General features: G+C 67.5%; 27 protein-coding genes. 15 read left to right on the plus strand and 12 right to left on the minus strand.

Features of this window, described 5'->3' with window-relative positions:
- Positions 1-63: 63 nt before the first annotated feature.
- Both sodN and fxsT read left to right on the plus strand, forming a co-directional pair.
- On the plus strand, positions 64-471 hold the full coding sequence (gene sodN / locus B0F77_RS00865) for a superoxide dismutase, Ni (protein WP_045312164.1): 408 nt from the start codon (positions 64-66) through the stop codon (positions 469-471).
- A gap of 120 nt (positions 472-591) precedes the next feature.
- Complete coding sequence (gene fxsT, locus B0F77_RS00870; RefSeq protein ID WP_086660793.1) at positions 592-2,940, plus strand: FxSxx-COOH system tetratricopeptide repeat protein; 2,349 nt, start codon at positions 592-594, stop codon at positions 2,938-2,940.
- Between the two features lie 35 nt (positions 2,941-2,975).
- Here the strand turns inward: fxsT and B0F77_RS00875 are convergent, their stop codons facing one another.
- Positions 2,976-5,633, minus strand: coding sequence for an alpha/beta hydrolase family protein (locus B0F77_RS00875; protein ID WP_086660794.1), 2,658 nt, complete (start codon positions 5,631-5,633; stop codon positions 2,976-2,978).
- 149 nt (positions 5,634-5,782) lie between these two features.
- Between B0F77_RS00875 and B0F77_RS00880 the strand changes: the two genes are divergently transcribed.
- Positions 5,783-6,280, plus strand: coding sequence for a hypothetical protein (locus B0F77_RS00880; RefSeq protein ID WP_086660795.1), 498 nt, complete (start codon positions 5,783-5,785; stop codon positions 6,278-6,280).
- 1 nt (position 6,281) lies between these two features.
- Here the strand turns inward: B0F77_RS00880 and B0F77_RS47620 are convergent, their stop codons facing one another.
- On the minus strand, positions 6,282-6,443 hold the full coding sequence (locus tag B0F77_RS47620) for a hypothetical protein (protein ID WP_158102554.1): 162 nt from the start codon (positions 6,441-6,443) through the stop codon (positions 6,282-6,284).
- 68 nt (positions 6,444-6,511) lie between these two features.
- On the opposite strand from B0F77_RS47620, the gene B0F77_RS00885 reads away from it, so the two are divergent.
- The 4 genes from B0F77_RS00885 (at position 6,512) to B0F77_RS00900 (ending at position 9,734) form a co-directional block, all read left to right on the plus strand.
- Positions 6,512-7,108: a histidine phosphatase family protein gene (locus B0F77_RS00885; protein ID WP_086660796.1), complete on the plus strand. Its 597-nt coding sequence runs from the start codon at positions 6,512-6,514 to the stop codon at positions 7,106-7,108.
- Positions 7,108-7,581, plus strand: a complete 474-nt coding sequence (locus tag B0F77_RS00890; protein ID WP_245847750.1) for a GNAT family N-acetyltransferase — start codon at positions 7,108-7,110, stop codon at positions 7,579-7,581. Before B0F77_RS00885 ends, B0F77_RS00890 begins: the two co-directional genes overlap by 1 nt.
- Positions 7,582-7,708: 127 nt before the next feature.
- Positions 7,709-8,110, plus strand: a complete 402-nt coding sequence (locus B0F77_RS00895; RefSeq protein ID WP_211293614.1) for a DUF5684 domain-containing protein — start codon at positions 7,709-7,711, stop codon at positions 8,108-8,110.
- 151 nt (positions 8,111-8,261) lie between these two features.
- Entirely contained in the window at positions 8,262-9,734 is a 1,473-nt protein-coding gene (locus tag B0F77_RS00900; protein WP_086660799.1) for a glycoside hydrolase family 28 protein, read from the plus strand.
- Positions 9,735-10,003: 269 nt separating this feature from the next.
- Here the strand turns inward: B0F77_RS00900 and B0F77_RS00905 are convergent, their stop codons facing one another.
- From B0F77_RS00905 to B0F77_RS00915, 3 genes are all read right to left on the minus strand, one after another.
- On the minus strand, positions 10,004-10,816 hold the full coding sequence (locus B0F77_RS00905; protein WP_086660800.1) for an SAM-dependent methyltransferase: 813 nt from the start codon (positions 10,814-10,816) through the stop codon (positions 10,004-10,006).
- Positions 10,817-10,959: 143 nt separating this feature from the next.
- The gene (locus B0F77_RS00910) at positions 10,960-11,673 is read right to left on the minus strand and encodes a S1 family peptidase (protein ID WP_086660801.1); all 714 of its coding nucleotides are present in this window, start codon (positions 11,671-11,673) and stop codon (positions 10,960-10,962) included.
- A gap of 82 nt (positions 11,674-11,755) precedes the next feature.
- Positions 11,756-12,184, minus strand: coding sequence for a hypothetical protein (locus tag B0F77_RS00915; protein ID WP_086660802.1), 429 nt, complete (start codon positions 12,182-12,184; stop codon positions 11,756-11,758).
- 250 nt (positions 12,185-12,434) lie between these two features.
- Between B0F77_RS00915 and B0F77_RS00920 the strand changes: the two genes are divergently transcribed.
- Together B0F77_RS00920 and B0F77_RS00925 are read left to right on the plus strand one after the other, a co-directional pair.
- Positions 12,435-13,376 carry a diacylglycerol/lipid kinase family protein gene (locus B0F77_RS00920; RefSeq protein ID WP_086660803.1) on the plus strand — a complete coding sequence of 314 codons (942 nt, stop codon included), beginning with the start codon at positions 12,435-12,437 and terminating at the stop codon, positions 13,374-13,376.
- 246 nt (positions 13,377-13,622) lie between these two features.
- Positions 13,623-13,877, plus strand: coding sequence for a WhiB family transcriptional regulator (locus tag B0F77_RS00925; protein WP_015104912.1), 255 nt, complete (start codon positions 13,623-13,625; stop codon positions 13,875-13,877).
- A 141-nt stretch (positions 13,878-14,018) separates the two neighbouring features.
- Here B0F77_RS00925 and B0F77_RS00930 read toward each other — a convergent pair whose 3' ends face one another.
- Positions 14,019-15,497 (minus strand): sensor histidine kinase, encoded by a 1,479-nt coding sequence (locus B0F77_RS00930; protein ID WP_086660804.1) that lies wholly within the window; start codon positions 15,495-15,497, stop codon positions 14,019-14,021.
- A 54-nt stretch (positions 15,498-15,551) separates the two neighbouring features.
- Between B0F77_RS00930 and B0F77_RS50805 the strand changes: the two genes are divergently transcribed.
- On the plus strand, positions 15,552-15,626 hold the full coding sequence (locus B0F77_RS50805; RefSeq protein WP_369809028.1) for a 50S ribosomal protein bL37: 75 nt from the start codon (positions 15,552-15,554) through the stop codon (positions 15,624-15,626).
- 60 nt (positions 15,627-15,686) lie between these two features.
- Here the strand turns inward: B0F77_RS50805 and rsrA are convergent, their stop codons facing one another.
- On the minus strand, positions 15,687-15,947 hold the full coding sequence (gene rsrA, locus B0F77_RS00935) for a mycothiol system anti-sigma-R factor (RefSeq protein WP_086660805.1): 261 nt from the start codon (positions 15,945-15,947) through the stop codon (positions 15,687-15,689).
- The gene (locus tag B0F77_RS00940) at positions 15,944-16,609 is read right to left on the minus strand and encodes a sigma-70 family RNA polymerase sigma factor (RefSeq protein ID WP_245847769.1); all 666 of its coding nucleotides are present in this window, start codon (positions 16,607-16,609) and stop codon (positions 15,944-15,946) included. The genes rsrA and B0F77_RS00940 overlap by 4 nt, the downstream gene beginning before the upstream one ends.
- A gap of 50 nt (positions 16,610-16,659) precedes the next feature.
- Between B0F77_RS00940 and ybaK the strand changes: the two genes are divergently transcribed.
- Positions 16,660-17,136, plus strand: a complete 477-nt coding sequence (ybaK, locus tag B0F77_RS00945) for a Cys-tRNA(Pro) deacylase (RefSeq protein ID WP_086660806.1) — start codon at positions 16,660-16,662, stop codon at positions 17,134-17,136.
- Here the strand turns inward: ybaK and B0F77_RS00950 are convergent.
- The 4 genes from B0F77_RS00950 to B0F77_RS00965 form a co-directional block, all read right to left on the minus strand.
- Positions 17,133-17,624, minus strand: a complete 492-nt coding sequence (locus B0F77_RS00950; protein ID WP_086660807.1) for a hypothetical protein — start codon at positions 17,622-17,624, stop codon at positions 17,133-17,135. The two genes, ybaK and B0F77_RS00950, sit on opposite strands and share 4 nt — an antisense overlap.
- Before the next feature lie 87 nt (positions 17,625-17,711).
- On the minus strand, positions 17,712-18,254 hold the full coding sequence (locus B0F77_RS00955) for a DinB family protein (RefSeq protein ID WP_086660808.1): 543 nt from the start codon (positions 18,252-18,254) through the stop codon (positions 17,712-17,714).
- Between the two features lie 10 nt (positions 18,255-18,264).
- On the minus strand, positions 18,265-18,876 hold the full coding sequence (locus B0F77_RS00960; RefSeq protein ID WP_086660809.1) for an alpha/beta hydrolase family protein: 612 nt from the start codon (positions 18,874-18,876) through the stop codon (positions 18,265-18,267).
- Positions 18,873-19,601, minus strand: coding sequence for an SOS response-associated peptidase (locus B0F77_RS00965; protein ID WP_086660810.1), 729 nt, complete (start codon positions 19,599-19,601; stop codon positions 18,873-18,875). The genes B0F77_RS00960 and B0F77_RS00965 overlap by 4 nt, the downstream gene beginning before the upstream one ends.
- An 85-nt stretch (positions 19,602-19,686) precedes the next feature.
- Between B0F77_RS00965 and aroA the strand changes: the two genes are divergently transcribed.
- The 4 genes from aroA to B0F77_RS00985 are packed head-to-tail and all read left to right on the plus strand — an operon-like array spanning position 19,687 to position 23,081.
- Entirely contained in the window at positions 19,687-20,952 is a 1,266-nt protein-coding gene (gene aroA / locus B0F77_RS00970) for a 3-phosphoshikimate 1-carboxyvinyltransferase (protein ID WP_086660811.1), read from the plus strand.
- Positions 20,953-20,954: 2 nt separating this feature from the next.
- Positions 20,955-21,953 (plus strand): ribosome small subunit-dependent GTPase A, encoded by a 999-nt coding sequence (gene rsgA / locus B0F77_RS00975; protein ID WP_086660812.1) that lies wholly within the window; start codon positions 20,955-20,957, stop codon positions 21,951-21,953.
- 28 nt (positions 21,954-21,981) lie between these two features.
- The gene (locus B0F77_RS00980) at positions 21,982-22,554 is read left to right on the plus strand and encodes a hypothetical protein (RefSeq protein WP_086660813.1); all 573 of its coding nucleotides are present in this window, start codon (positions 21,982-21,984) and stop codon (positions 22,552-22,554) included.
- Positions 22,551-23,081: a hypothetical protein gene (locus B0F77_RS00985; RefSeq protein ID WP_086660814.1), complete on the plus strand. Its 531-nt coding sequence runs from the start codon at positions 22,551-22,553 to the stop codon at positions 23,079-23,081. The genes B0F77_RS00980 and B0F77_RS00985 overlap by 4 nt, the downstream gene beginning before the upstream one ends.
- Positions 23,082-23,102: the final 21 nt, after the last annotated feature.

The raw sequence follows: 23,102 nt of genomic DNA on the forward strand, positions 1-23,102 counted from the left end.
GGTCAGCCGGAGTAGGGTCCTACCTGTCGGAGCATCCACTGTTTTTTGATTCTGGGAGGAACGATGCGACTCGTGTCGCGCATTCTCCGCCCGCGCGTCGAAGCCACCGCGCACTGCGACCTGCCCTGTGGCGTCTACGACCCGGCGCAGGCCCGCATCGAGGCCGAGTCGATCAAGGCGGTCCAGGAGAAGTACCAGGCCAACGAGGACCCGGAGTTCCGGGAGCGCGCTGTCCTGATCAAGGAGCAGCGCAGCGAGCTCGTCAAGCACCACCTGTGGGTGCTGTGGACGGACTACTTCAAGCCGCCGCACTTCGAGAAGTACCCCGAGCTGCACGACCTGTTCAACCGCGCCACCAAGGCCGCGGGTGCGGGCGGCACGAAGGGGTCGATGGACCCGGCTTCCGGTCAGGCCCTGCTGGACCTGATCGCGCAGATCGACAAGATTTTCTGGGAGACCAAGCAGGGCTGAGCCCTTCTTCGGTTTCTCGAACGGCGCCGCTCCCCTGGGCAGGGGGCGGCGCCGTTCTGTCGTTTGGGGTAACCCATCATTGGCGATGTGCGATGTGACCTGATGCACACGCTTTGAGGGGTGGGATTCCAGGTGCCGGACTTCTTCGTGTCCTACACGGGGGCTGACAAGGCCTGGGCCGAGTGGGTCGCCTGGGAGCTGGAGGCGGCGGGCCACGAGGTGCTCGTACAGGCGTGGGACATGGTGCCTGGCACCAACTGGGTCGCCGCGATGCATCGCGGCGTGCAGGATTCCGAGCGCACCATCGCGGTGCTGTCCGCCGCGTACCTGGACTCCGTGTACGGGACCGTCGAATGGCAGGCCGCGTGGCGGGACGATCCGACTGGCGCTGATCGCAAGCTGCTCGTGCTGCGGGTGGAGGACTGCGAACGGCCCGGTCTCCTGGCGTCAGTCGTCGCGGCGGATCTGTTCGGGCTGAACGAGGACGCGGCGCGCACCGAACTACAACGCGTTGTCCGGGGTGCGCTGACGGGACGGCTGAAGCCCGCGACGCGCCCCGGCTTTCCGGCGCGGCCAAGCTTCCCCGGACAACTCCCCTCGGTGTGGAACGTGCCGACACGCAACGCGAACTTCACCGGCCGGGTCCAGTCGCTCGACCGGGTCCGCAGGGCGATGAACTCGGGCCGCACCGTCACGGTGCATTCGTTGCGTGGCATGGGCGGCGTGGGGAAGACCCAACTCGCGATCGAGTACGCACATCGCTATGCGAGCGACTTCGAGATCGTGTGGTGGATCCCCTCCGAACAACCGGCGTTGATCCCGGACCATCTCACGGAACTGGGCATCGCCCTCGGTCTCGACGTCGATCCTTCTTCGATCGCGCAGGTGCTGAACACCCTTCGCGGCCTTCAACGGTGGTTGCTGATCTTCGACAACGCGGAGGACCCGTCGGCGCTGCGGCCCTACCTGCCTTCGGGCCAGGGCCAGGTCGTGATCACGACACGGCGCAGCGGGTTCGGAGCGCTGGGCGCTGTGCTGGACCTCGACGTGCTCGACCGTGCCGAAAGCACCTCCCTGTTGCGGCGACGAGTTCCCTACGCCTCGGACGAGCAGGCGGACAGCTTGGCCGAGCTGCTCGGCGACTTGCCGCTGGCGGTCGAGCAGGCTGCTGCCTACGTCGAGAGCACCGGGATGTCGGTGGACGACTACATGCGTCTGTTCCACGAGCGAGCAGCCGACATGATCGGGCGCGGGCAGGTGATCGGCAGAAAGGAAACGCTCACCACGCTGTGGGATCTGTCCCTGGCCGCGTTGAGCGAACAAAGTCCCGCTGCGGTCCAGCTCCTCAACTTGCTCACGTGGATGGCGCCGGAACCTGTCCCGCTCGACCTCTTCACCAACCATCCCGAGGAATTGCCCTCGCCCCTCGCCGAGGCCGTTCAGGACCAACTCGGCTGGCAAGACACCGTCGGTGCGCTGGTCAGTTGGTTCTTCGTCCGGCGCATGGGCGACGAGGTCACGATCGTTCACCGACTCCTCCAGCAGTCGCTGCGAGCACGGGACCACCACTCGCCTTCGACCAACGAGGTGCAAAGCCTCCTCACAACCGATCTACCCGACACCGACGATTTCGGCGCCCCGAAGAATTGGCCACGATGGCGCATTCTGCTCCCCCACGTTCTCGCGGTTGTGGACGTTGCGCAGGACCCCTTGGATTACACATCGTTGCTGTGCGACCGTGCCGCGGGGTACCTGCAGACAACCGGCCGGCTCAAAGAAGCAACCCTCCTGTACGAGCAGGCGCTGTCGATAGATGAAGCCACTCATGGCTCGGACAACCCAAAGGTTGCCACTCGTCTGAACAACCTCGCATTCGCACTAAATGCCATGGGCAGGACTGACGAAGCGCTGCTACACATCAAACGGGCTCTCGCGATCGACGAAGCGATCCACGGCCACAAAGCCCCGGAGATCGCTGGGATCCTCAGCAACCTCGCTGGATTCCTCTGCGATCAGGGTAACTACGCCGAAGCTCTGCCCTTGGCCGAACGGGCGCTGGTCATCGACGAAGCTGCCCATGGGTCAAGTAGCCCCAGATTGATCACTCACCTAAATGCTGTCGGCCGAGCTCGCACTGGGCTGGTCCGATTGGACGACGCCCTTCCCGTGCTCGAACGAGCGCTCGCCATCACCGAAGTCACTTACGGCCCTGAACACCCTTATTTCGCAACCACCCTGATCAATCTCGCACTCGCCTTCCACAATCTCGACGATCTCGATGAGGCCCTGCCCCTGTTCGAACGAGCGCTGGCGATCGATGAAGCAGCCTACGGGCCCAAGCATCCAGAAGTGGCCCTCGATCTCACGCATCTCAGCATCGTGCTTGAGCAAATGGGTCGTGTCGATGAAGCGCGAATCATGCGTGAGCGAGCGCAGGCGATCGAGAAACAGAACGGTGCCGCCTCCTGAGGCGGAAGCGGCACCGTTCGCTTGCCGTGCAAGGACTACGCGGCGTCAGTCACCTTGCCGGTCACCTCGAACTCCACCCCGCTCGGCTGCTGTCCCTCGAACCGGAACCGCACCTGCTCCTCCCCCTCGGCCACGGTGTCGGCCAGAGTCGGCACCGGAACCTCGACCGAGGTCTGACCGGGCGGGATGACCACCCACAGGTACATCCCCGTCGAGGACAACGGCCGCGACGGCAACACGTCCTCGCCCGAGTTCTCGAAGAACCACTCGGGGTCGACGTCCGTTGTGGACAGTTCCGTTCCCGAAGCCGGCGCGATCGGCGGCACCGCGAAGAGGACACTCGCGTCGGCGGCCTCGGACAGGGTCAGCTTCCACTTCAACACACCGCCCTCCACCACGCTGTCGGCCACCGGAGCGATCGAGATGACGGGTGCCGGGTCGTCGTTGCGCACCAGCAGGCCGCCGAACGCGGAGCCCACGACGGCGTTGGAGATCGCCTGCACCGTCACGGGGTAACGGGTGTCGGCGCTCCACTTGGTGTTGCCGGTGAACGAGAGCGGCACCTCGGCGCGGTGCTCGCCCGGCTTCAGCGTCACGAGCTTGGTCACCGGCTGGTTGTCCGGCGCGTTGTAGAAGAGCCGGATCACGCGGGTGCCGTTGCCGGACGCCGTCACGACGACGTTGTGCGTCTGGGTGCCAGAGTCGCCCTCGTCCACCGCCACCGTCGTGGCGTCGACGCGGCCGAGTCGGGCCGGGATCACCGGGACCAGGCCCTTGTTCCAGCCGTAGGCGTCGATCAGCCACGCCTGGCCGGAAGCGGATTCGGGGACCAGTTCCAGCGACGAAACCTGGCCAACGCCGGAGGGCAGCGGAAGGCGAACCTCCTGTGCCCACAGGGAACTCGTGCGGTCGGTGCCGGGCAACCCTGCCACGGAGACCGATCCCAGCGAACGCTTCTGTCCACTTTGGTCGGTCACCGAAACGCCGAACTTGGAAGCAGGCGTGTTCGGCGGGACGGCGACACGCAGGGCCAGGTCCCGCGAACCGTGCAACGACACGGGCGCAGAAGGCTGAACCACAGCCGCCTGTCCCGCGGCCGACCACTGAAGGGCGACCGACAGGCGTTCGGGCTGCGAGGAGGCGAAGCGGAAGCCGACGAAGTGCGGTGAACGAGACCCGCCGCACGCCACCGTCGTGTCACGCGAGGTCTGCTGGCACACGCGAGCGCTACCGGACGCAACCGTCGAAGCGTCTGGCACGACGAAGGGCTTGCGGGCGGCGCCGATCGCGTGCGAGAGAACGCGGGCCGGGTCGGCGGACGGGGCACGGACGCCTGTGCCGTCGAGCAGCGGCAGCAGCGAGGAGTTGCGGGACAGGAACAGGCCGGCGGACGCCGCCACATAGGTCGCGCCGGCGGCTTGCTGCTGGTCGGCGGTCAGTCGCGTCGGAGCGCCGGGCGTGCACAGCGGGTCCGGGGTCTGGCCGGGCCAGAAGTCGTCGAACGCCGGCGCCTCGGCCTGGCCGGGGGTCCACTCGCTGTTGAAGTAGTTGTGGTTGGCGCCGACCATGTACAGGGCGCTGTGCAACGCGTCGCCACGGCTCAGGCCGCGGGTCTGGTCCACGAACATCTGGCCCTGCAGGTCGGACACGTCGCCGTCGCAACCGGGCAGGAACGTCACCGAAGGAACGTCCGGCGCGGGGTTGTGGCCGAAGATCGTGGGACCGATCAGCACGTTGCCGCGGATGTTCCAGCGCACCGGGCCGGTGAAGCCGGTGTCGCCGGGCGGCGGGGTCAGGCTGTCGGTCGCGGCGCGGTTGACGCCCTCGCCGCCGCGGGAGTGGCCTACCAGCAACACCTTCGACAGGTCGGCGGGTGCGGACTTGACGATCGGCGGCACCGAACCGCGGCCGGCGGACCAGTCGGCCCACAAGGCCAAGTGGTGACGCACCAACGAAGAACGGCCCTGCGCGCCCAGGTCGTCGGTCTGGTTGTCCTGGGCGTTGATGCCGTTGGCCGAGATCGACACCGTCACGTAGCCCTGCGACGCCAGCAACTCCTGCGCCTTCAGGTAACCGCGGTGGCTCGCCACCGCGGTCAGACCGTCGGGGCACGGCCAGTCGATGGTGATCTGGTTGGGGTTCGCCTTGTTGTAGCAGGTGAAGTGCCTGCCGTGCAGGAACAGCGCCAGCGGCCGTTTGCCAGGCGCCCCCTTTGGCGCGACGACGACGGCTTCCATCTCGATCGCCGTCGGGTACCCGGGAAGCTTGATCGAGTCGAGCTTGTACTCACCGGACGCGGTGGCGTACGGGCCCGGCTTGCCGGGATCGACCTCCGCCGACGGCTGCAACGTGGGCAGCGAAGGAGCGGTCAGCGAGGCCACCGAAGGCTCGGTGACGTCCAGCCGCCTGCCCGCCGAACGCACCTGCAGCGCGGCGGGGTCTTTCAGGGCGGCCTGCAACGTGAAGGTGCGCAGGTTCGTGGACTCCTGGGCCCGGCCCAGGAACTTGTCGCCCTCCCAGAACTCGACGCCCGCGTCCAGCAACGGCATCGGTGTGGGAGCGGTCCATCGGATCACGTTCCCGGCGACGGCCCAGCCAGGAACCGACGGCGGCTCCGGCGCGGCCGAGGCGGGCACGGCTGGTAGGACTGCGGCGAGAAGAACAGGTAGTACAAGCGCAACTGTGCGGCGCATGAGTGGGTCCCCCTCAAAAGGATGGATCCACTCCGTTCTATCGACGCCACACAGCACACGGCACGCTATTGCGCACGGAATCTGCCAAATGAAACGACAAGCAGACGAGAGTATTGCGCCATTCAGCCCAACAACTGGGGAACACACGCATGGAACAGGCACAAGGTCTCGTGGCGACCGACGCGGGCATGCAGGTGCTGTGGCACCGCAAGCCGTTCAGCCACGTCGTCGACTACGACAGCTGGGACGAGGAACTGCTCGAGAACGCGGGCATCATGCGCCACATCGAGATCGGCTCGATGGTTCCGCTCAGCACCGGCATGGACGGCGCCTGGGAGTTCGTCGTGCGGTGGGGCGACGGAGCGGCGCTCACCGAGGCCGAACAGCGGCACGTCGTCGTCAGCTCCGAGCCGTACCTGCTGGTGAGCGAGACCGACATACGGGTGAGCGGAATCGAGCACATCACCGGAGGCGCCGAGGACGACGAAGGTTTCGCGGTGCCGTTGCCGCCGGGGCGGTGGAGCGTGACCGTGCACATGATCGACGCGGACGCGTTGGGCGAGCAGCTGGACTTCGTGGTGCTGATCAGGCCCGGCACCGCGGGCGAGCGCTACCGGACCTCGGAGCAGCCGTTCGAACGGCCGTAGGTCACTCGGCTCTCGGGTCGGCGTCGCGCTCGTTCTGGCTCAGTTTGTTCCACGTCGAGGTCAGCTCCGCCCGGATGCGCGCGACGCGAACCCCGAAGGCCTCGCGGATCTCCTGGGGGTCGACCTCGTCGGGGACGCCGTGGTCGGGGTGCTCGGCGGTCATGGCGAGCGGGGTACCTCCAACGTGGACTCCCCCAAACGTGGTCCCCGTCACTGCCTAGGATCGAACAGGTGAGCACCCACCTCTACCTGCTGCGTCACGGCCAGACCGAATGGTCCGAGAGCGGCAGGCACACGGGACGCACTGACATCGAGCTGACGCCCGAGGGCGAACAGCAGGCACGCCGGGCGGGCGCCACGCTCGCCCGGCTGAGGGGGACGGACCAGGCGCCGGCGCTCGTGTTGACGAGCCCGCGGCAGCGCGCCACCAGAACGGCGGCACTCGCCGGGCTGGAGATCACGGGCACGACCGAGGAGCTCGCCGAGTGGGACTACGGCGACTACGAGGGCATCACCACGCCGCAGATTCGCGAGCGCGTGCCGGGGTGGACGGTGTGGACGCACCCGATGCCCGGCGGCGAGACGCACGCGGAGGTGCAGGAGCGGGCGCGCGCGGTGCTCGCCGAGGTGCGCAAGATCCTGCCCGGCGGCGACGTGGTGCTGGTGGGGCACGGGCACTTCAGCCGCGTGCTGATCGCGGCGTGGCTGGGCCTGGCGCCGGACCAGGGTGTCCACTTCGGACTGGATCCGGCTGGCATCTGCCAGCTGGGCGAGGAGCGGGGCGACCCGCAGGTGCGCAGGCTCAACGTTCCTGCATGGGAGATCTGATGATCCGACGGGTGGAACCGCGCGATGTCGACGCGGTCGTCAAGCTGGTGCACGAACTCGCGCTGTACGAGAAGGCGCCGGAACAGTGCCATCTCACCGCGGAGCAACTGCACACCGCGCTGTTCAACGACAGTCCCGCGCTGTTCGGCCATGTGGCCGAAGTGGACGGTGAGGTCGTCGGGATCGCGTTGTGGTTCCTCAACTTCTCGACGTGGGACGGCGTGCACGGCATCTACCTCGAGGACCTCTACGTCACGCCGGAGCAACGCGGCAGTGGAATCGGCAGGAAACTCCTGGAAACTCTTGCCCAGGAGTGCGTCGCCAAGGGCTACACGAGGTTCCAGTGGTGGGTCCTCAACTGGAACGAGCCGAGCATCGGTTTCTACAAGAAACTCGGTGCCGTCCCAATGGACGAGTGGACGGTGATGCGAGTGGCCGACGAGGCGCTGCAAACGCTGGCCTCTTCACTCTGAAAGTTGACGGAAGGTCTCGAAAGGCTCACGAAACGGGAATTCCACACAGGACCGGTCCACGGTGCTGGCAGCGTCCCCGCTCGCCGATCCCCGGCATTCCCGAGAGTCTGGAAGGACTTGACCGATCATGCCCACTGACACCATGGACACCGGCCTCAGCTTCGGTTCCTTCATTCCCAGCATCATCTTCGCCGTGCTGGTGATCGCCGGTATGTGGGCCGCGTTCTCGAAGGCCGGCCAGCCCGGTTGGGCGGCCCTCATCCCGTTCTACAACATCTACGTCTGGCTGAAGGTCGCCGGCCGCCCGGGCTGGTGGCTCGTCCTGATGCTGATCCCGTTCGTCAACTTCATCATGGCGATCATCGTGTCGATCGACTTCGCGAAGGCGTTCGGCAAGGGCGGGGCGTTCGGCTTCTTCATGCTCTTCATCCTCGGCTTCATCGGGTACCCGCTGCTCGGCTTCGGCAGCGCGCAGTACCAGGGCTCGGCCGCGCTGGCGGGCCAGCCGCAGGGCGCATACCGGGGCTGAACCCCCTGAGCACGACCAGGCCGGGCCACGAAGTCACCCCTGTACTTCAGGCCCGGCCTTCACTAGGGTCGAGAATGAAATCGTTTTCAGTGCGTTTCAGACGCCGGGCTGCCGCCGCCCTCGACGCAGGACGAGGAAGGACCTCTCAACGATGAGGCGTCGACTGACCGGCGCGTTCGTCGCGCTAGCGGTGGTCGTGGCACCGGTGGGCGTGGCGAAGGCGGCCAGCTTCAACGTCAAGGACTACGGCGCGAAGGGCGATGGCAAGGCGATCGACTCGGTCGCCATCGACAAGGCCGTCGCCGCGGCGAGCGCGGCGGGGAACGGCATCGTCGAAATCCCGCCGGGCACGTACCTGTCCCGCTCGATCCACTTGAAGAGCAACGTCACCATCAACATCCAGCAGGGCGCGCGGATCGTCGCGTCCGGCAGCGGCATCGACGCGCCGGAGTCCAACCCGAACTCCAAGTACCAGGACTTCGGGCACAGCCACTTCCGCAACGCGCTGCTGTGGGGCGAGAACGTCGAGAACGTCAGCTTCACCGGCAAGGGCGTCATCGACGGCGCCAACAAGCTGGAGACCGGTGAGAACATCCCGGCCGGCAAGGGCGACAAGATGCTGTCGCTCAAGTTCTGCAAGAACGTCAACATCAGCGACGTGACGTTCCGGGAGGCCGGCCACTTCGCCATCATCACCAACGGCTGCAACGGGATGAAGCTCGACCGCATCACCGTCGACAGCCCCGACGACCGCGACGGCATCAACTTCATCAACAGCGCCAACATCGAGCTGTCGAACTCCACGGTCGTCGCGAGCGACGACGCGGTGGCGTTCAAGAGCGACTACGCCACCGGCAGGACGTTCCTGAGCGAGAACAACGTCGTCCGCGACTCCACGATTCAGTCGACGGAGAACAACGCCATCCAGTTCGGCTCGGAGACCTGCGGCAGCTTCCGGAACATCCAGTTCCGCAACCTCAAGGTCACCGGTGCCTCCAAGGCGGGCCTGGGCATGGTGTCGATGGACGGCGCGGTGATCGAGGACGTCGTCTACGACAACATCCAGCTCACCAGGACCGCCTCGCCGATCTTCATCCACATCGGCAAGCGCGGCCGCTGCCCGAACAACCCGTCCACCGGCAAGATTCGCAACATCACCTACCGGAACATCACCGGCACGAACCTGACCGCGCCGCGCGACATCCCCGGCGACCCGGAGTACGCGTCGACCATCTCCGGCCGGTCCGACTCGAAGATCACGGGCCTCACCTTCGATCACGTGAAGCTCACGGTTCCGGGCAACCACAAGGAATCGGACGCCTCGAAGAGTCCGCCGGAGGTCTCCGGCGAGTACCCGCCGCGCATCTTCGGCGTGCGGCCGGCGTTCGGGTTCTGGATCCGCAACGCGACCGACGTGAAGTTCCTCGACAGCACGATCGAGTTCGAGAAGAACGACGGACGGCCGGCGTTCACCACCGACAGCGTGCAGAACATCTCGCTCAACGGCGTGAAGGTGGAACGCAGCACTGGCGCGAACGACCTGCAGTGGCGCAAGAGCAGCGGAACGTCCGTCACGGACAGTACGACGACGACCGGTCAAGCACTTCGCGCGAAAACCAACTAAGCAGGCTGCCGGAAGTTGTGTCCGTTACTCGTCTGGCGCTCTGCCCTGGGCTCTCATGGCGTCTGCAAGTACCACCAACTCAACATCAACAGGCGTGTTTCTACACCCAACAGGGGTCACTTCCCGCTGAGAACACCGCAGCGGCTCGACAGGCGGCGACGAGATCGGGTGTAGTTGACGGCGATTCGATCAAGAGTTGGTGGTACTTGCAGGACACTGTGGGCACCCAACGAGGCCAGAGGTTTCGGATACCACTTTCGGCCAGGTGCTTAGATGACGCCTACCGCGCCATAGGTCGATGCGTCGGCAAGGGCCGAGGTACCCGGCAGCTCGCCGTCCGCTCTCCAGTGGGCGGCGAGCACCAGTCCGGGCTCCAGGAGCTTCAGCCCGCCCACGAAGTCCTCGACGTCCTGTTTGGTCCGCGGCACGAGCGCGGAGCCCATCTCGTTCGAGAGGTCGAGCAACTGGTCCACCAGACCTGGCTCGACGTCTCTCGTGAGGTGCGTCAACGCGAGAACGCTGCCTTCGCACAACGCGGCGCGATAGCGCGCGACGACACCCTCGGGCTCGTCGACGATGTACGGGAGGATGCCGACCATCAGCACGGCGGTCGGTTTGGTGAAGTCGATCAGACGGCGCGTTTCCGGGTCCCGCAACACGGCGCCGACATCGCACATGTCGGACTGCACGATGGCGGCGTTGAGGTTGTCCCGCAGCATCGTGCGGGCGTGCGCGACGGTCACCGGGTCGCGGTCGACGTAGACGACCTTGCACGACGGGTCGATGGACTGCGCCACCTCGTGCACGTTGCCCGCGGTCGGAATGCCGCTACCGAGGTCGAGGAACTGCCGAATGCCCAGCTCCTCCACGCACAGGCGCACCACGCGACGGGAGAAGGACCTGATCGTGCGGGCCATTTCGGCGACCGGAAAGCGTTTGATGGTCTCCTCGGCGACCACGCGGTCGACCGCGAAGTTGTGTGCTCCGCCGAGGTAGTAGTCGAACAGGCGAGCCACATTTGGGCGTTCGGAATCGCCGTTGGTGGTCACCCGCTGCGGGCCGTCCTGCACTGCGCACCTCACCCTGCTCCCGAGCGGCGCGAACGCTGGAGGCACGGTAACCGGCTACTCCGTTCGTGTCCATCCACCATTAGTGAACACGCAGGGTGATGGCCCCCGGCCGGAGCCGAGGGCCATCGCAGGGTTACCGCTGGTCGAGCCGTGTGTCAGACGCCCGCGTTGGTGGTGATCCAGGAGCGGTAGGTGGCGATGCGGGTGTAGTTGGAGCGCGTCGCGCGGTCCGAGGTGGACGCGACGCCGACCTGACGACCGTTCCCGAACATCGGGCCGCCCGAGTCACCACCGGCGGCGATGCCGTCGATGCGCTGGACGGAGATCGCACGACCACCGCGGTAGTCGGAACCGTTGGGGTTCGTGACGCGGGTGTTCGCGACCTTCAGGTAACGCGACTGGCAGTTGATCTCCGGCTGGTTGGTGCAGGTGGCGCCCCAGCCGTAGAGCTGCACGGTCTGGCCCGTGGTCACGCCGTCGGTGCTGCCGGCGAGCGGCGAGAACGGCGCCGACATCGACGTGCCGACCTGGACGAGCGCCAGGTCTGCCGACGGGTGCTTGATGATCCGGGTACCGGTCACCAACTGGCCGCCGGAGGTCTGGTCCAGGCTGCCCGCGCGGAACGTGTACGTGCCGGAGGACGCCACGCAGTGCTCGGCGGTCAGGATCCACCGAGGGGCGATCTTCGTGGCCGAGCAGTTCTCACGGCCGTTCACGAACAGACGGGCCGCGTACGGGAAGTTCGACGCATAGCTGCCGTCGATGATCATCGGCGACATGTTCGGGTCCTCGGGCGCTGCCGAAGCCGTCGCGGGTGCGAGGGTGAGCGCCGCCAGGAGGGCGCCCGCGATCGCGGTCAGAACACGCATGGTTGGTCACCTCGTGAGTGCAGGGAGTGGTTAAGCAACCACGCACAGCTTCACCCGGTCGTGTGACCGTGACCACCCTCCGTTAGTCGGCTTTGTCACTTTCGTTCACGTCGGTCAGGCCCAACGCCCACTGACGCCCATCGCGGGTGAACAGGAAGACGAGGACGACGACGCAGTAGATGCCGCCCAACGAGCCGAGCAGTTGCTGCTCCGACGGCCCGTACGCGTACCAGGCGCAGCCGAGCAACAGCAGCTGCGTGACGATCACGGGCGTGCGCGCACCGTGCTGACCACGGAACAACAGGACCGACGCGAGGATCGCGCCGCCGAACCAGATCACGAGCACACCGGCGGCGCCGAGGATCGGGCCCGCGGGGGTCGCTCCGCCGATCACCCGGATGGCGAGCGCGCCGGCCAGCGCGATGCCGCCCAGGCCCTGCAGGAAGGTGAGCACGGCGGCGACGCGTACCGAGCGCGGTGGCGCGGGGGTCACCGGGTTGTCACTGTTCACGGGACCTTTCCTCACGTTCTGTACCTGGTCACGGATCGTAGGCCACCCGGTTGGAGGGCTCACTCAGCACGCCGGGCGCGGGAAGATCAAGGGGCCTTCAGCGAGCCGGCGGTCGTCCGGGGTGCACTCGGCTGCGAGGTGAACGCACTGCTGACGGAAGGGAGATTTGCGCCACTTTCGTGAGGCTGGAGCCACCCTGAGGGAGGACATGCGCGCCGCTGACGGTCACGCACTGTCTTACCCTCAAGTAGTGCGCGCTCTTCTCGTGGTGAACCCGCAGGCGACTACAACAACGCCGGCGGGCCGTGACGTGTTGGCGCACGCGCTGGCCAGCGACGTGCAGCTGGAGATCATCCAGACCTCCTACCGCGGCCATGCGGCGGACGCGGCGAGCAACGCCGCCGCGGACGGGTTCGACCTGGTCATCGCCCACGGCGGCGACGGCACGGTGAACGAGGTCGTGAACGGCATCCTGCGCGGCGGCCCCCGTCCCGACAAGCCGATGCTCGGCGTCGTGCCCGGCGGTTCGGCGAACGTCTTCGCGGGCGCGCTCGGCATCCCGCGCGACCCGGTCGAGGCCACGCACGTCCTGCTGCAGGCCATCGAGCACGGCACCAGGCGCCGGATCGGGCTCGGTCAGGTCTTCTCGGACGTCGTCGAGGGCGGCAAGGGCCGGTGGTTCACGTTCAACGCGGGTATGGGCCTGGACGCCGACGTCGTCGCCGGCGTGGAGAAGAAGCGCGCCAGGGGCCGCAACGCGAGTCCTGCTCTCTATCTGAGCGTCGCGCTCAAGGCCTACGCGCAGAACGTGCGCAAGCCGCAGCACTTCACCGTCGAAGTTCCGGGTGAGGCGCCGTTCAACGACGTCGGCATGGTGTTCGTGTCGAACACCGACCCGTGGACGTACTTCGGTGACAAGGCCATCCAGCTCAACCCCAGCACGTCGTTCGACGGCGGCCTCGGCCTGAGCGCCCTGAAGACCCTGCGGGTGCCCACGGTCGGGCGCTATGTCGCCCAAGTGCTCGCCACCGGTAATCCAAAGGGCGGGAATCTCGTTCGGCGCGACGACGTGGGTTATGTCAGAGTGAAGTGCGAGGAGCCCGCCAACCTCCAGGTCGACGGAGATTTCCTCGGCATGACGACTGCGGTGGAGTTCCGGGCAGTCCCCGACGCGTTGACTGTTGCCGTATAAGCAACTTGACAGTCCGTGATCGGTTCGTGACCGTCTCGGTACTCACCCGGGATGTACTGCAGTCGAGTGACAGCAGAGCGTGAAACCCCAGGTGAACGCTGTCGATCTTTTGGGTGAGTTCACTCACCGGGTCAGTGCTAACCCCTTGACATCCCAGCCGTTCGTGAAAGCATTCACAAGCACCCCAAAACGACCGCTGACAACCGGCGTGCCCTTGTGCGCGCCTACTGCTGAGGAGTAGTTCCAATGGACTGGCGCCACCGCGCGATCTGCCGCGACGAGGACCCCGAGCTGTTCTTCCCCGTTGGGAACAGTGGTCCCGCGCTGCTTCAGATCGCCGAGGCGAAGACCGTCTGCCGTCGTTGTCCCGTCGTCTCCGACTGCCTCGCGTGGGCGCTCGAGAGCGGCCAGGACGCCGGCGTCTGGGGCGGGATGAGCGAAGACGAGCGCCGCGCACTCAAGCGCCGCAACGCCCGCACGCGGGCCCGCAGCAACGCCTGACCAGGCAGTTAGCCGCGAAAAACGCATAAAGAAGAAGCCCGACACCGTGCCAGGTGTCGGGCTTCTTCTTTTGTTTGCACACCCTCCCGCATGACCACGTGAGACCGCTGAGGCTGATCGTCACGTGTGCACGGCGTTAGTTTAGCGCCGCCCTCTGAGCGGTACGCGCAGGACCGCCTCTGTACCGCCTCGAGGCCTGCGCCGCAAGCTCAACGAGCCCCTCAGTTCGGAATCGACGAGGGTCCGAACGATCTGCAGACCGAGACGATCCGTGCGCTCCAGGGAGAAACCGGGCGGAAGCCCCTTCCCGTCGTCGGTGATCGTCACGTCGAGCCATTTGGCGGACCGCTCCGAGTGCACGACGACCTCTCCACGCTGGCCAGGGGCGTAGGCGTGCTCGAAGGCGTTCTGCACGAGCTCGGTCAGCACCATCACCAGCGGGGTGGCGATCTCGGCGGGGACGATCCCGAAACCACCCTCGCGACGCACGCTCACCTGGGTCTCGGTGACCGCCACGTCGCTCATCATCGGGATCACCTTGTCGACCACGTCGTCCAGATCGACCCGCTCGTCGACGGACATCGACAACGTCTCGTGCACGAGTGCGATGGAAGTCACACGGCGGACCGACTCGGCCAGCGCCTCCTTCGCCTCCGGGTTGCTCAACCTGCGGCTTTGCAGCCTCAGCAGGGCCGCGACGGTCTGCAGGTTGTTCTTCACCCGATGGTGGATCTCGCGGATCGTGGCGTCCTTGGACATCAACGCGCGGTCACGCCGGCGCACCTCGGTGACGTCGCGGCACAGCACGATGGCGCCCGCGGCCTGTCCACGTGGCCGGAGGGGCAACGAACGGAACAGCACCGCGGCGCCGCGGCGTGACTCGGCCTCCATGCGCATCGACGGCTGGCCGTCCAGCGCCTGCCTGATCCGCTGGGCGACCTCGGTGGCGTCGAACGGGTCACCGATGAGGCTGCGGGTGAGCGGTGCGAGGTGCACGCCCACGAGGTCCGAGGCATGGCCCATGCGGTGGTACGCCGACAGTGCGTTCGGCGACGCGAACACCACGGCACCGGACGGATCGAGCCTGATCAGGCCGTCGCCGACGCGGGGGCTGGTGTGCACGTCCGGCGATGGTTCGGGGGCGGGGAACGTGCCGTCCGCGATCATCTGGCACAGGTCGGCGGCGCTGCCGAGGTACGAGATCTCCAACGGCGACGGCACCCGCGGCACGGCCAGGTTCGTGCTGCGGCTCAGCACCGCGATGACCTGGGTGCCCAGCCGCACCGGGATGGTTTCGCGCCGCACCGGCACGCCCAGGTGCCAGCGCGGGTCCTCCTCGCGGCAGATCCGCGACTCGTCGATGGCCCGGCGCAGCTGCGGGTGTTCCTCGGTGTCGACCTCGCTGCCGACCACGTCCTCCGGGTGAGCCGTCGGCGCCGTGGTGGGACGGGCCTGCGCGACGCAGAGGAACTTGCCGTCGTCCAGCGGGACCCACATGTTGAAGTCCGCGAACGAGAGGTCGGAGAGGAGTTGCCACTCCGCGACGACCAGTTGGAGGTGGTCGACGGCGGCGCCGGAGAGCTTCGTGTGCTCGGCCAGCAGGTCTGTGAGCGTGCTCAGAACTCCTCCATGCGAAAATGGTGGGCGAAGCAGTTCTGATCCTAGGAGACACCCATGTCGAAGCGTGCTCGCAAGCGCCGCGACCGCAAAAAGGGCGGCGCCAACCGAGGCAAGCGCCCCAACGCCTGAGTACTGCGAAAGGCCCTGGTCACGAACACGTGACCAGGGCCTTTTGTCTTGCGCGAGGACTCAGTCCTCGGTGCGAATCTCCACGATCGTGGCTCGGATGCGCGCCTTCAGGTCGGCCGGGGCGTAGTCGCCCCCGCACTTGCGCGCGAGCAACGCCTTGAGGTGCTCCTCCAGCCCGAACTGCTCCAGGCACGGATGGCACTCGTCGAGGTGCGTCTGCAGTGCCGCACGGCGAGTCTGGTCACACTCCTGGTCCAGGAACAGCCAGACCTCGGACAGCACCTCTGAGCAGTCGGTGTCGTGGGGTTCGCCGCAGTTCATGACGCGTCTCCGTTGTTTCCTCGGAGGAAACCGCGCTCGCGGGCGACGTCCGCCAGCATGTCGCGGAGCTGGCGACGGCCCCGGTGCAACCGGGACATCACCGTGCCGATCGGGGTGCCCATGATGTCTGCGATCTCCTTGTACGCGAAGCCTTCGACATCGGCGAGGTAGACCGCGATCCGGAACTCCTCCGGCAACCGCTGCAATGCTTCCTTGACGTCGCTGTCGGGCAGGTTGTCGAGTGCCTCGACCTCGGCGCTGCGCAGCCCGGACGAGGTGTGGCTCTCCGCCTGCGCCAGCTGCCAGTCCGTGATCTCGTCGGTCGGCTGCTGAATCGGCTGGCGCTGCTTCTTGCGGTAGCCGTTGATGTACGTGTTCGTCAGGATCCGATACAGCCAGGCCTTGAGGTTCGTGCCCTCCGAAAAGGACGCGAACGCCGAATAGGCCTTGAGGAACGTCTCCTGGACCAGATCCTCGGCATCGGCCGGGTTGCGCGTCATGCGCAGGGCCGCCGAGTAGAGCTGGTCGAGCATCGGCATCGCGTCGCGCTCGAAACGCGCGGCTCGCTCCGCCGTCGTCTCCGTCGTGCCGGTGGCGGGCACCGCGCTCCCTTCCCACAGGTTCTGGGTCGGGTCTGACTCTACGCGGGGCCGCTCGAGCATGTTCGTCACCACGTCCTCAGTAACAACGGACATGCTGGTAGTAATTCCGCATGGCCGGACGTGGGACGCCCGCCACAGCGTTGCTGGACAAGCAGCGGGTGGCGCACACCTTGCACTCGTACGAGCACGACCCCCGCCACGAGTCCTACGGGCTGGAGGCGGCCGAGGCGCTCGGGCTGGTGCCGGGACGCGTGTTCAAGACGCTCGTGGCCGAAGTCGACGGCAAGCTCGCCGTCGGAGTGGTCCCGGTGACTTCGCAGCTGGATCTGAAGGGTCTGGCGGCTGCGTTGAAGGGCAAGAAGGCCAAGATGGCGGTGGTCGCCGATGCCGAACGTGCGACGGGCTACGTCGCCGGTGGCATCTCACCGCTGGGGCAGAAGAAGCGGCTGCCGGTCGTCATCGACTCGTCGGTGTCGGAGTTCGAGACGGTGTTCTGCAGTGCCGGCCGGCGCGGCCTCGAAGTGGAGATCGCGCCGGCCGAACTGGTGCGACTCACCAACGCGGTGGTCGCGCCGATCAGCGCTTAGCTGACCGGTTCCATCACGTCTCCCACCCGCACGATCGTGCCGATGCTGGACGGCCACGCGACGAGCTTCAGATCACCCAGGCTGCCCTGGCCGGGCAGGTTGAACATCATGTATGCCGGCGTCACGGTCGGCCCCTGGATCTCCGAACCCACGTAGACGGCGGCCTCGTGGATCCCGCCGACCGGCACCTCGACGTAGTGCCCGGTCTGGCCGCCTGCCAGCGGGATGTTCATGTCCCGGCCCGACGCGTCGAGGAAGCGCACGTTGCTGAGGCTGCCGCCGATCTTGCAGGAGACACCCTCGGCGGGGGCGATCCTCATCCAGTGCGCCGTCTTGTTCGCGGACGGCTTGTTCATTCGGTGGGCGCTGATCACCAGGTCACTGCCGGTGCACCACGAGGTTTCGGCCTGGGCCGCGGAGGCTCCCGTCACGCCCACGAGGGCGGCACCTGCCAGTGCCACAGCAGCGGTCTTGCCGAGCATGTTCACGTGTTCTCCGAGTACGTCTCGATCTGGTGTTGCCCTGACACGCAGGGAACGCCGTCGATCCGTGATCGGTTGTAAAACGTTTCAAACCTATTCACCGACCTGGCCGTCGATCGCCTCGCGGATCAGATCGGCGTGGCCGTTGTGCCGCGAGTACTCCTCGACCATGTGGGTCAGGATCCAGCGCAGGCTCACCTTTTTGCCGTCCGGCCACGGGGCGCGCTTGCTGAGCTGACCGAGGTCGCCGGTTTCGAGGGCTTCCTCGACGGCCTTGCGGGCGCGTTCGACGTCGTCCTGCCAGAGGGCCCTCAGCTGCTCAGGTGTGTCCTGGGCGGCCGAGTGCCAATCCCAGTCGTTGTCGGCCTTCCAGTCGACGCTTCCCCACGGCTCCAACGGCTTGCGGTCGTGCAGGACGGTGTGGAACCACTGCTGCTCGACGTACGCGAGGTGCTTGAGCAGACCGCCGAGCGTCATCGACGACTTCGCGGTGGTCTGGTTGAGCTGCTCGGCGGTGAGGCCATCGGTCTTCCACGCGAGGGTCGCGCGCTGGAACTCCAGGAACCCGGTCAAGGTGGCGAGCTCGTCGCCGTCCAGCGGCGGTTCCGGACGGCCCTGCTCGTCGAAGTCGCTCATGAACGCGACGCTAGTCGAGCGGACGCAGCACCCGGTCCAGCCATTCGCCGACGAACCTGCCGACGTCCGCCACCGACGCCTTCAGCGAGTGATCTCCCTTGAGCAGCACGACCTCGCGGTGCTTGGACTGGCCCGGCTGGCCGAACGGGTCGTTCTCGCCCTGCACGACCAGCGTCGCGACCTCGACGCCGTCCAGCTCCGCCATCCGGGACTTCTCCGGCTTGCCCGGCGGGTGCACGGGGAACGCCAGGCACAGCACCGCGACGGCCTGGCCTTCGACGCTCGTGCGGCAGGCCACCCGAGCGCCGGACGACCGGCCGCCGAACACCAGGGGCAGGCCGTCGAACCAGCGCTCGCCCAGGTCGTCGACGACGGACAGCCAGGCGGTGTCGAGCTGGTTGGCCGGTGCGGGGGCACGACGGCCCGCGACGCGGTAGGGCTGTTCGATCAGGGCCACGTGCACGCCGACGGAGTTGGCGGCGTGGCACGCGGCGACCAGATCGGGGGCCTCGACGCCCCCACCGGCGCCGTGGCCCAGCAGCAGTGCCGCCCGCGGTTCGTGGGCACAGTGCAGTGAGGCCCGCGCGGGGCCGTGCGGCGTGTCCACCAACAGCGTCGTCACGACTGCTCGAACAACATGGGTGCGGGCTTCTCGTCGTCGGTCAACGAGACGCGGTCCATCAACGAGGCGTTGTTGTTCTTCACACTGTTCACCGCCGTCGACACCGGGCGCAGTTCGAGCGCCTCGACGATCGAGGGATCAGGAGTCAGCAGCTCGCTGGGGTCGAGGGACGTCGGGTCGAGCCACGCCGACCAGCGGTCCTGAGGCAGCAGCAACGGCATGCGGTGGTGCACCTCGGTCATCACGCCGATGGCGTCCGTGGTGAGCACCGCGCACGTGACGGTCGGAACGTCGTCCTTCCACCACACGGACCAGATGCCCGCCATGGCCAGGGAAGCGCCATCGCCGCGGGTGATGAAGTACGGCTGTTTGCGCCCCTCGGCAGGCTGCCATTCGTACCAGCCCTCGGCCGGCAGGATGCAGCGACGCTTGATCGCGGACTGCTTGTAGGCCGGCTTGGTCAGCACGCTCTCGGCGCGGGCGTTGATCATCTTGGCCGCGCCGGAGAGGTCCTTGGCCCAGTGCGGAACGAGACCCCAGCGCATGACGCGGATGCTGCGTTCCAGCTCTTCGTCCTCTGGTTTGCGCTCGACCACCGCCATGACGTGCTTGGTGGGAGCGATGTTGTAGTCCGCCCCTGGCGCCTCGTCGCCGGTTCCGTCCACCGCGTCGAACTCGGCCGCCAGCAGCGCCGGGTCCTTGGTGGAGGCGTACCTACCGCACAAAACCGATCACCTCCGAAGTCGTCATCGTCGCACGTCGGGAACACCTGTGCGAGCCACGCCACCGACGATGCGGGATCATTCATCCATGACTCAGCACTGGTCAGCCCCCAGCGCACCCGGTCCAGTCCACTCGACGGTGCCGGTGCCCGGCTCGAAGTCGATCACGAACCGCGTTCTGGTCCTCGCGGCGCTGGCCGACGGACCCTCCACGGTGCACGCACCGTTGCGCAGCCGCGACACGGTGCTGATGGCCGCCGCGCTGTCGTCTCTCGGTGTCGGCGTCGCCGATCGGGAGGACGGCGGCTGGGACGTGACCCCCGGTGCGTTGCGCGGGCCGGCCGACATCGACTGCGGTCTCGCGGGCACGGTCATGCGGTTCCTGCCGCCCGCCGCCGCGCTGGCCGACGGCGAGATCAGGTTCGACGGCGACCCGCACGCCCGCACGCGGCCGATGGCGACCGTGCTGGACGCGTTGCGTTCGCTGGGCGCGGACGTGGAGGGCGACTCGCTGCCGTTCACGTTGCGCGGCACGGGATCGCTGGCCGGCGGTGAGGTGACGATCGACGCCTCGGGCTCGTCGCAGTTCGTCTCCGGACTGCTGCTGTCCGCCGCCCGGTACGAGAAGGGCGTGACGGTGCGGCACGACGGCAAGCCCGTGCCTTCGTTGCCGCACATCGACATGACGGTCCAGACGCTGCGTTCGGTGGGCGTGCGGGTGGAGACCGAGGCGAACCTGTGGCACGTCGAACCCGGCCCGATCGCCGCCCGCACCTGGCACGTGGAGCCGGACCTGTCGAACGCGACGGTGTTCCTGGCGGCGGCCGCGGTGACCGGTGGCGAGGTGACGATTCCGCACTGGCCCGCTTCGACCACCCAGCCCGGCGACTCGGTGCGCGGCATCCTGGAGCGCATGGGGTGCACGGTCGAGGTGACCGAGCGCGGCCTGACCGTGCGCGGGCCGGCCCGACTGTCCGGTTTGGACATCGACCTGCGCGACGAGAGCGAGCTGACGCCGACGGTGGCGGCGCTGGCGGCGCTGGCCGAGGGCCGGACCGTCATCCGCGGTGTCGCGCACATCCGCGGCCACGAGACCGACCGGATCGCGGCCCTGGTGAACGAGATCAACGGCTTGGGCGGCAACGCTTCCGAGACCGAGGACGGGCTGATCATCGAGCCGGCGCCGTTGCGCGGTGGCGTGTGGAAGGCCTACGCCGACCACCGGATGGCGACGGCGGGCGCGATCATCGGGCTGGTGGTGCCGGGTGTCTCGGTCGACGACATCGGTTCGACGACGAAGACGATTCCCGACTTCCCCGGGATGTGGAACGCCATGCTCACCGGGGGCGCGTAGAAGTGAGCAAGCAGGACTGGCGCAAGCTCGACGAGTCCGACGTGCGCGTGCGCCCCGGCAAGGGGACGCGGCCGCGCAGCAAGAGACGGCCCGAACACGCCGACGCCGAGAGCGCGATGGTGATCGGCGTGGACCGCGGCCGCTGGACGTGCGCGTTGGAGTCCGGTGTCGTCGTCACCGCGATGCGTGCGCGCGAACTGGGCCGCACGCCCGTGGTGGTGGGCGACCAGGTCGGCATCGTCGGTGACACGTCGGGCCAGCCGGACACGCTGGCCCGCATCGTGCGCGTCGGGGAACGGACCTCGGTGCTGCGCCGGACCGCGGACGACACCGATCCGTTCGAACGCGTCGTCGTCGCGAACGCCTCCCAGCTCATCATGGTGGTGGCGCTGGCCGATCCCCCGCCGCGCACGGGTTTCATCGACCGGTGCCTGGTCGCCGCGTACGCCGGCGGCCTGGAACCGGTGCTGTGCCTGACGAAGTCGGACCTCGCGTCCGCCGACTCGTTGCTGGCCCTCTACACCGAACTCGACGTGCCGGTGATCGTCACGCGGTTCGACGAAGAACCCGCCGTCCTGCGCGCGCGGCTGGCGGACACGGTGTCGTGCCTGATCGGCCACTCCGGCGTCGGCAAGTCCACCCTGGTCAACAAACTGGTGCCGGACGCGAACCGCGCGGTGGGCGTGGTGTCCGGCGTCGGCAAGGGCCGGCACACCTCGACCCAGGCCGTGGCGCTGCGCCTGCCCGGCGGCGGCTGGGTCGTGGACACGCCCGGCATCCGCTCGTTCGGCCTCGCGCACATCACGCCGGACGACATCGTGAAGGCGTTCCCGGACTTCGCCGAGGCTGCCGAGGAGTGCCCGCCCGGCTGCGGCCACCTGGGCGCGCCCGAGGATCCCGGCTGCATGCTGGACGAACTGGTGCCGGACGCGCCGGGCCGGCTGACGTCGCTGCGGCGGCTGCTGGCCTCCAAGGCCGGACTGGACGACCACGCCGAATGAGATTGCACCCATCAGTCACACTTCTGGCGTGATCAGACTTCTGGGGGCGTTCGGGCTGGTGGTGGCCCTGGCCTCGTGCACCGCGCAGCCACAAGCCACATCGCCGAGCCCGACCAGCCCAACGGCGCCGACGACCACGACGACGGTCACCACGACGTCGCCGCGCATCGACACACCGCGAAACGTCACGTCGGTCGACCCGTGCGCGCTCTTCACCGAGCAGGACCTCACGAAGTACAAGTACGGCCCGTTCTCCGTCCCGCCCGCGCCTTACCCGCAGATCCCGGGCACGTGTGCGGCCACGTTCGGCACCGGTGGCCCCGAGGACCTCGTCGTGCTCGTCGGCGTGCTGCCGCGTGCCTACGACGCGGAGAAAGCCGCAAACCCCAACGGCCACCAAGGGCTGATCGAGGGCCACAACGTGTGGTTCTCGTGCGGCGGCGACGCGGCACAGTTCGTGTGCACCGCATGGGCTGCCGTGGCACCGGAGCACTCCCTCACGGTGTCGTTGGGGCAGAAGGACGGAAGAGAATCCCGGTTGCTGCTCAACACCCAGTCGCTGATCACCGACGTGCTCGCCCGGATGCCGAGGGCCTCATGAAGCGTTTGCTGCCGCTGCTGCTCGTGCTCAGCGGCTGCGCCACTGCACCGGTCACGTCCGCACCGAGCACCGCGAGTGAGATGACGACTACAACGACGACGGTCACCACGACGTCGCCGCGCATCGACACACCGCGCAAGCTCATCGCGGACCCGTGCCTGATGCTGACCGCCGCGGACTTCGACTCGCCGTTGACCGGCACGCCGCAGCCGTACCCGGACATGGCGCGGTCCTGCGCGTTCCGGGAGGGAACGGGCGCCGAGACGGACCTGGTCGTCGTGGTCGTGTTCGGGGACGCCTACGTGCGGCCGGAGAACTCCATGGAGATGCTCGTCGGCGACGGCCACTCGGCGGCGTCGTCCTGTGGCACCGGCTCCGGCGTCGTCGAGTGCACCACGCTCGTGGCGGTCAACGCGACCGAGTCGTTCAAGGTGATCGCCAACCTGCGGAACGGCAACGTCGACCAGGTCGCCTCGATCGCGCAGGGCAAGGCCCAGCGCGCGTTCAAGAGGCTTGTCACAACCTGACGCGCTGTCTCGTCCACCTGT

Origin of the sequence: Lentzea kentuckyensis, from assembly GCF_002150765.1 — a bacterium.
GTDB lineage: Bacteria > Actinomycetota > Actinomycetes > Mycobacteriales > Pseudonocardiaceae > Lentzea > Lentzea kentuckyensis.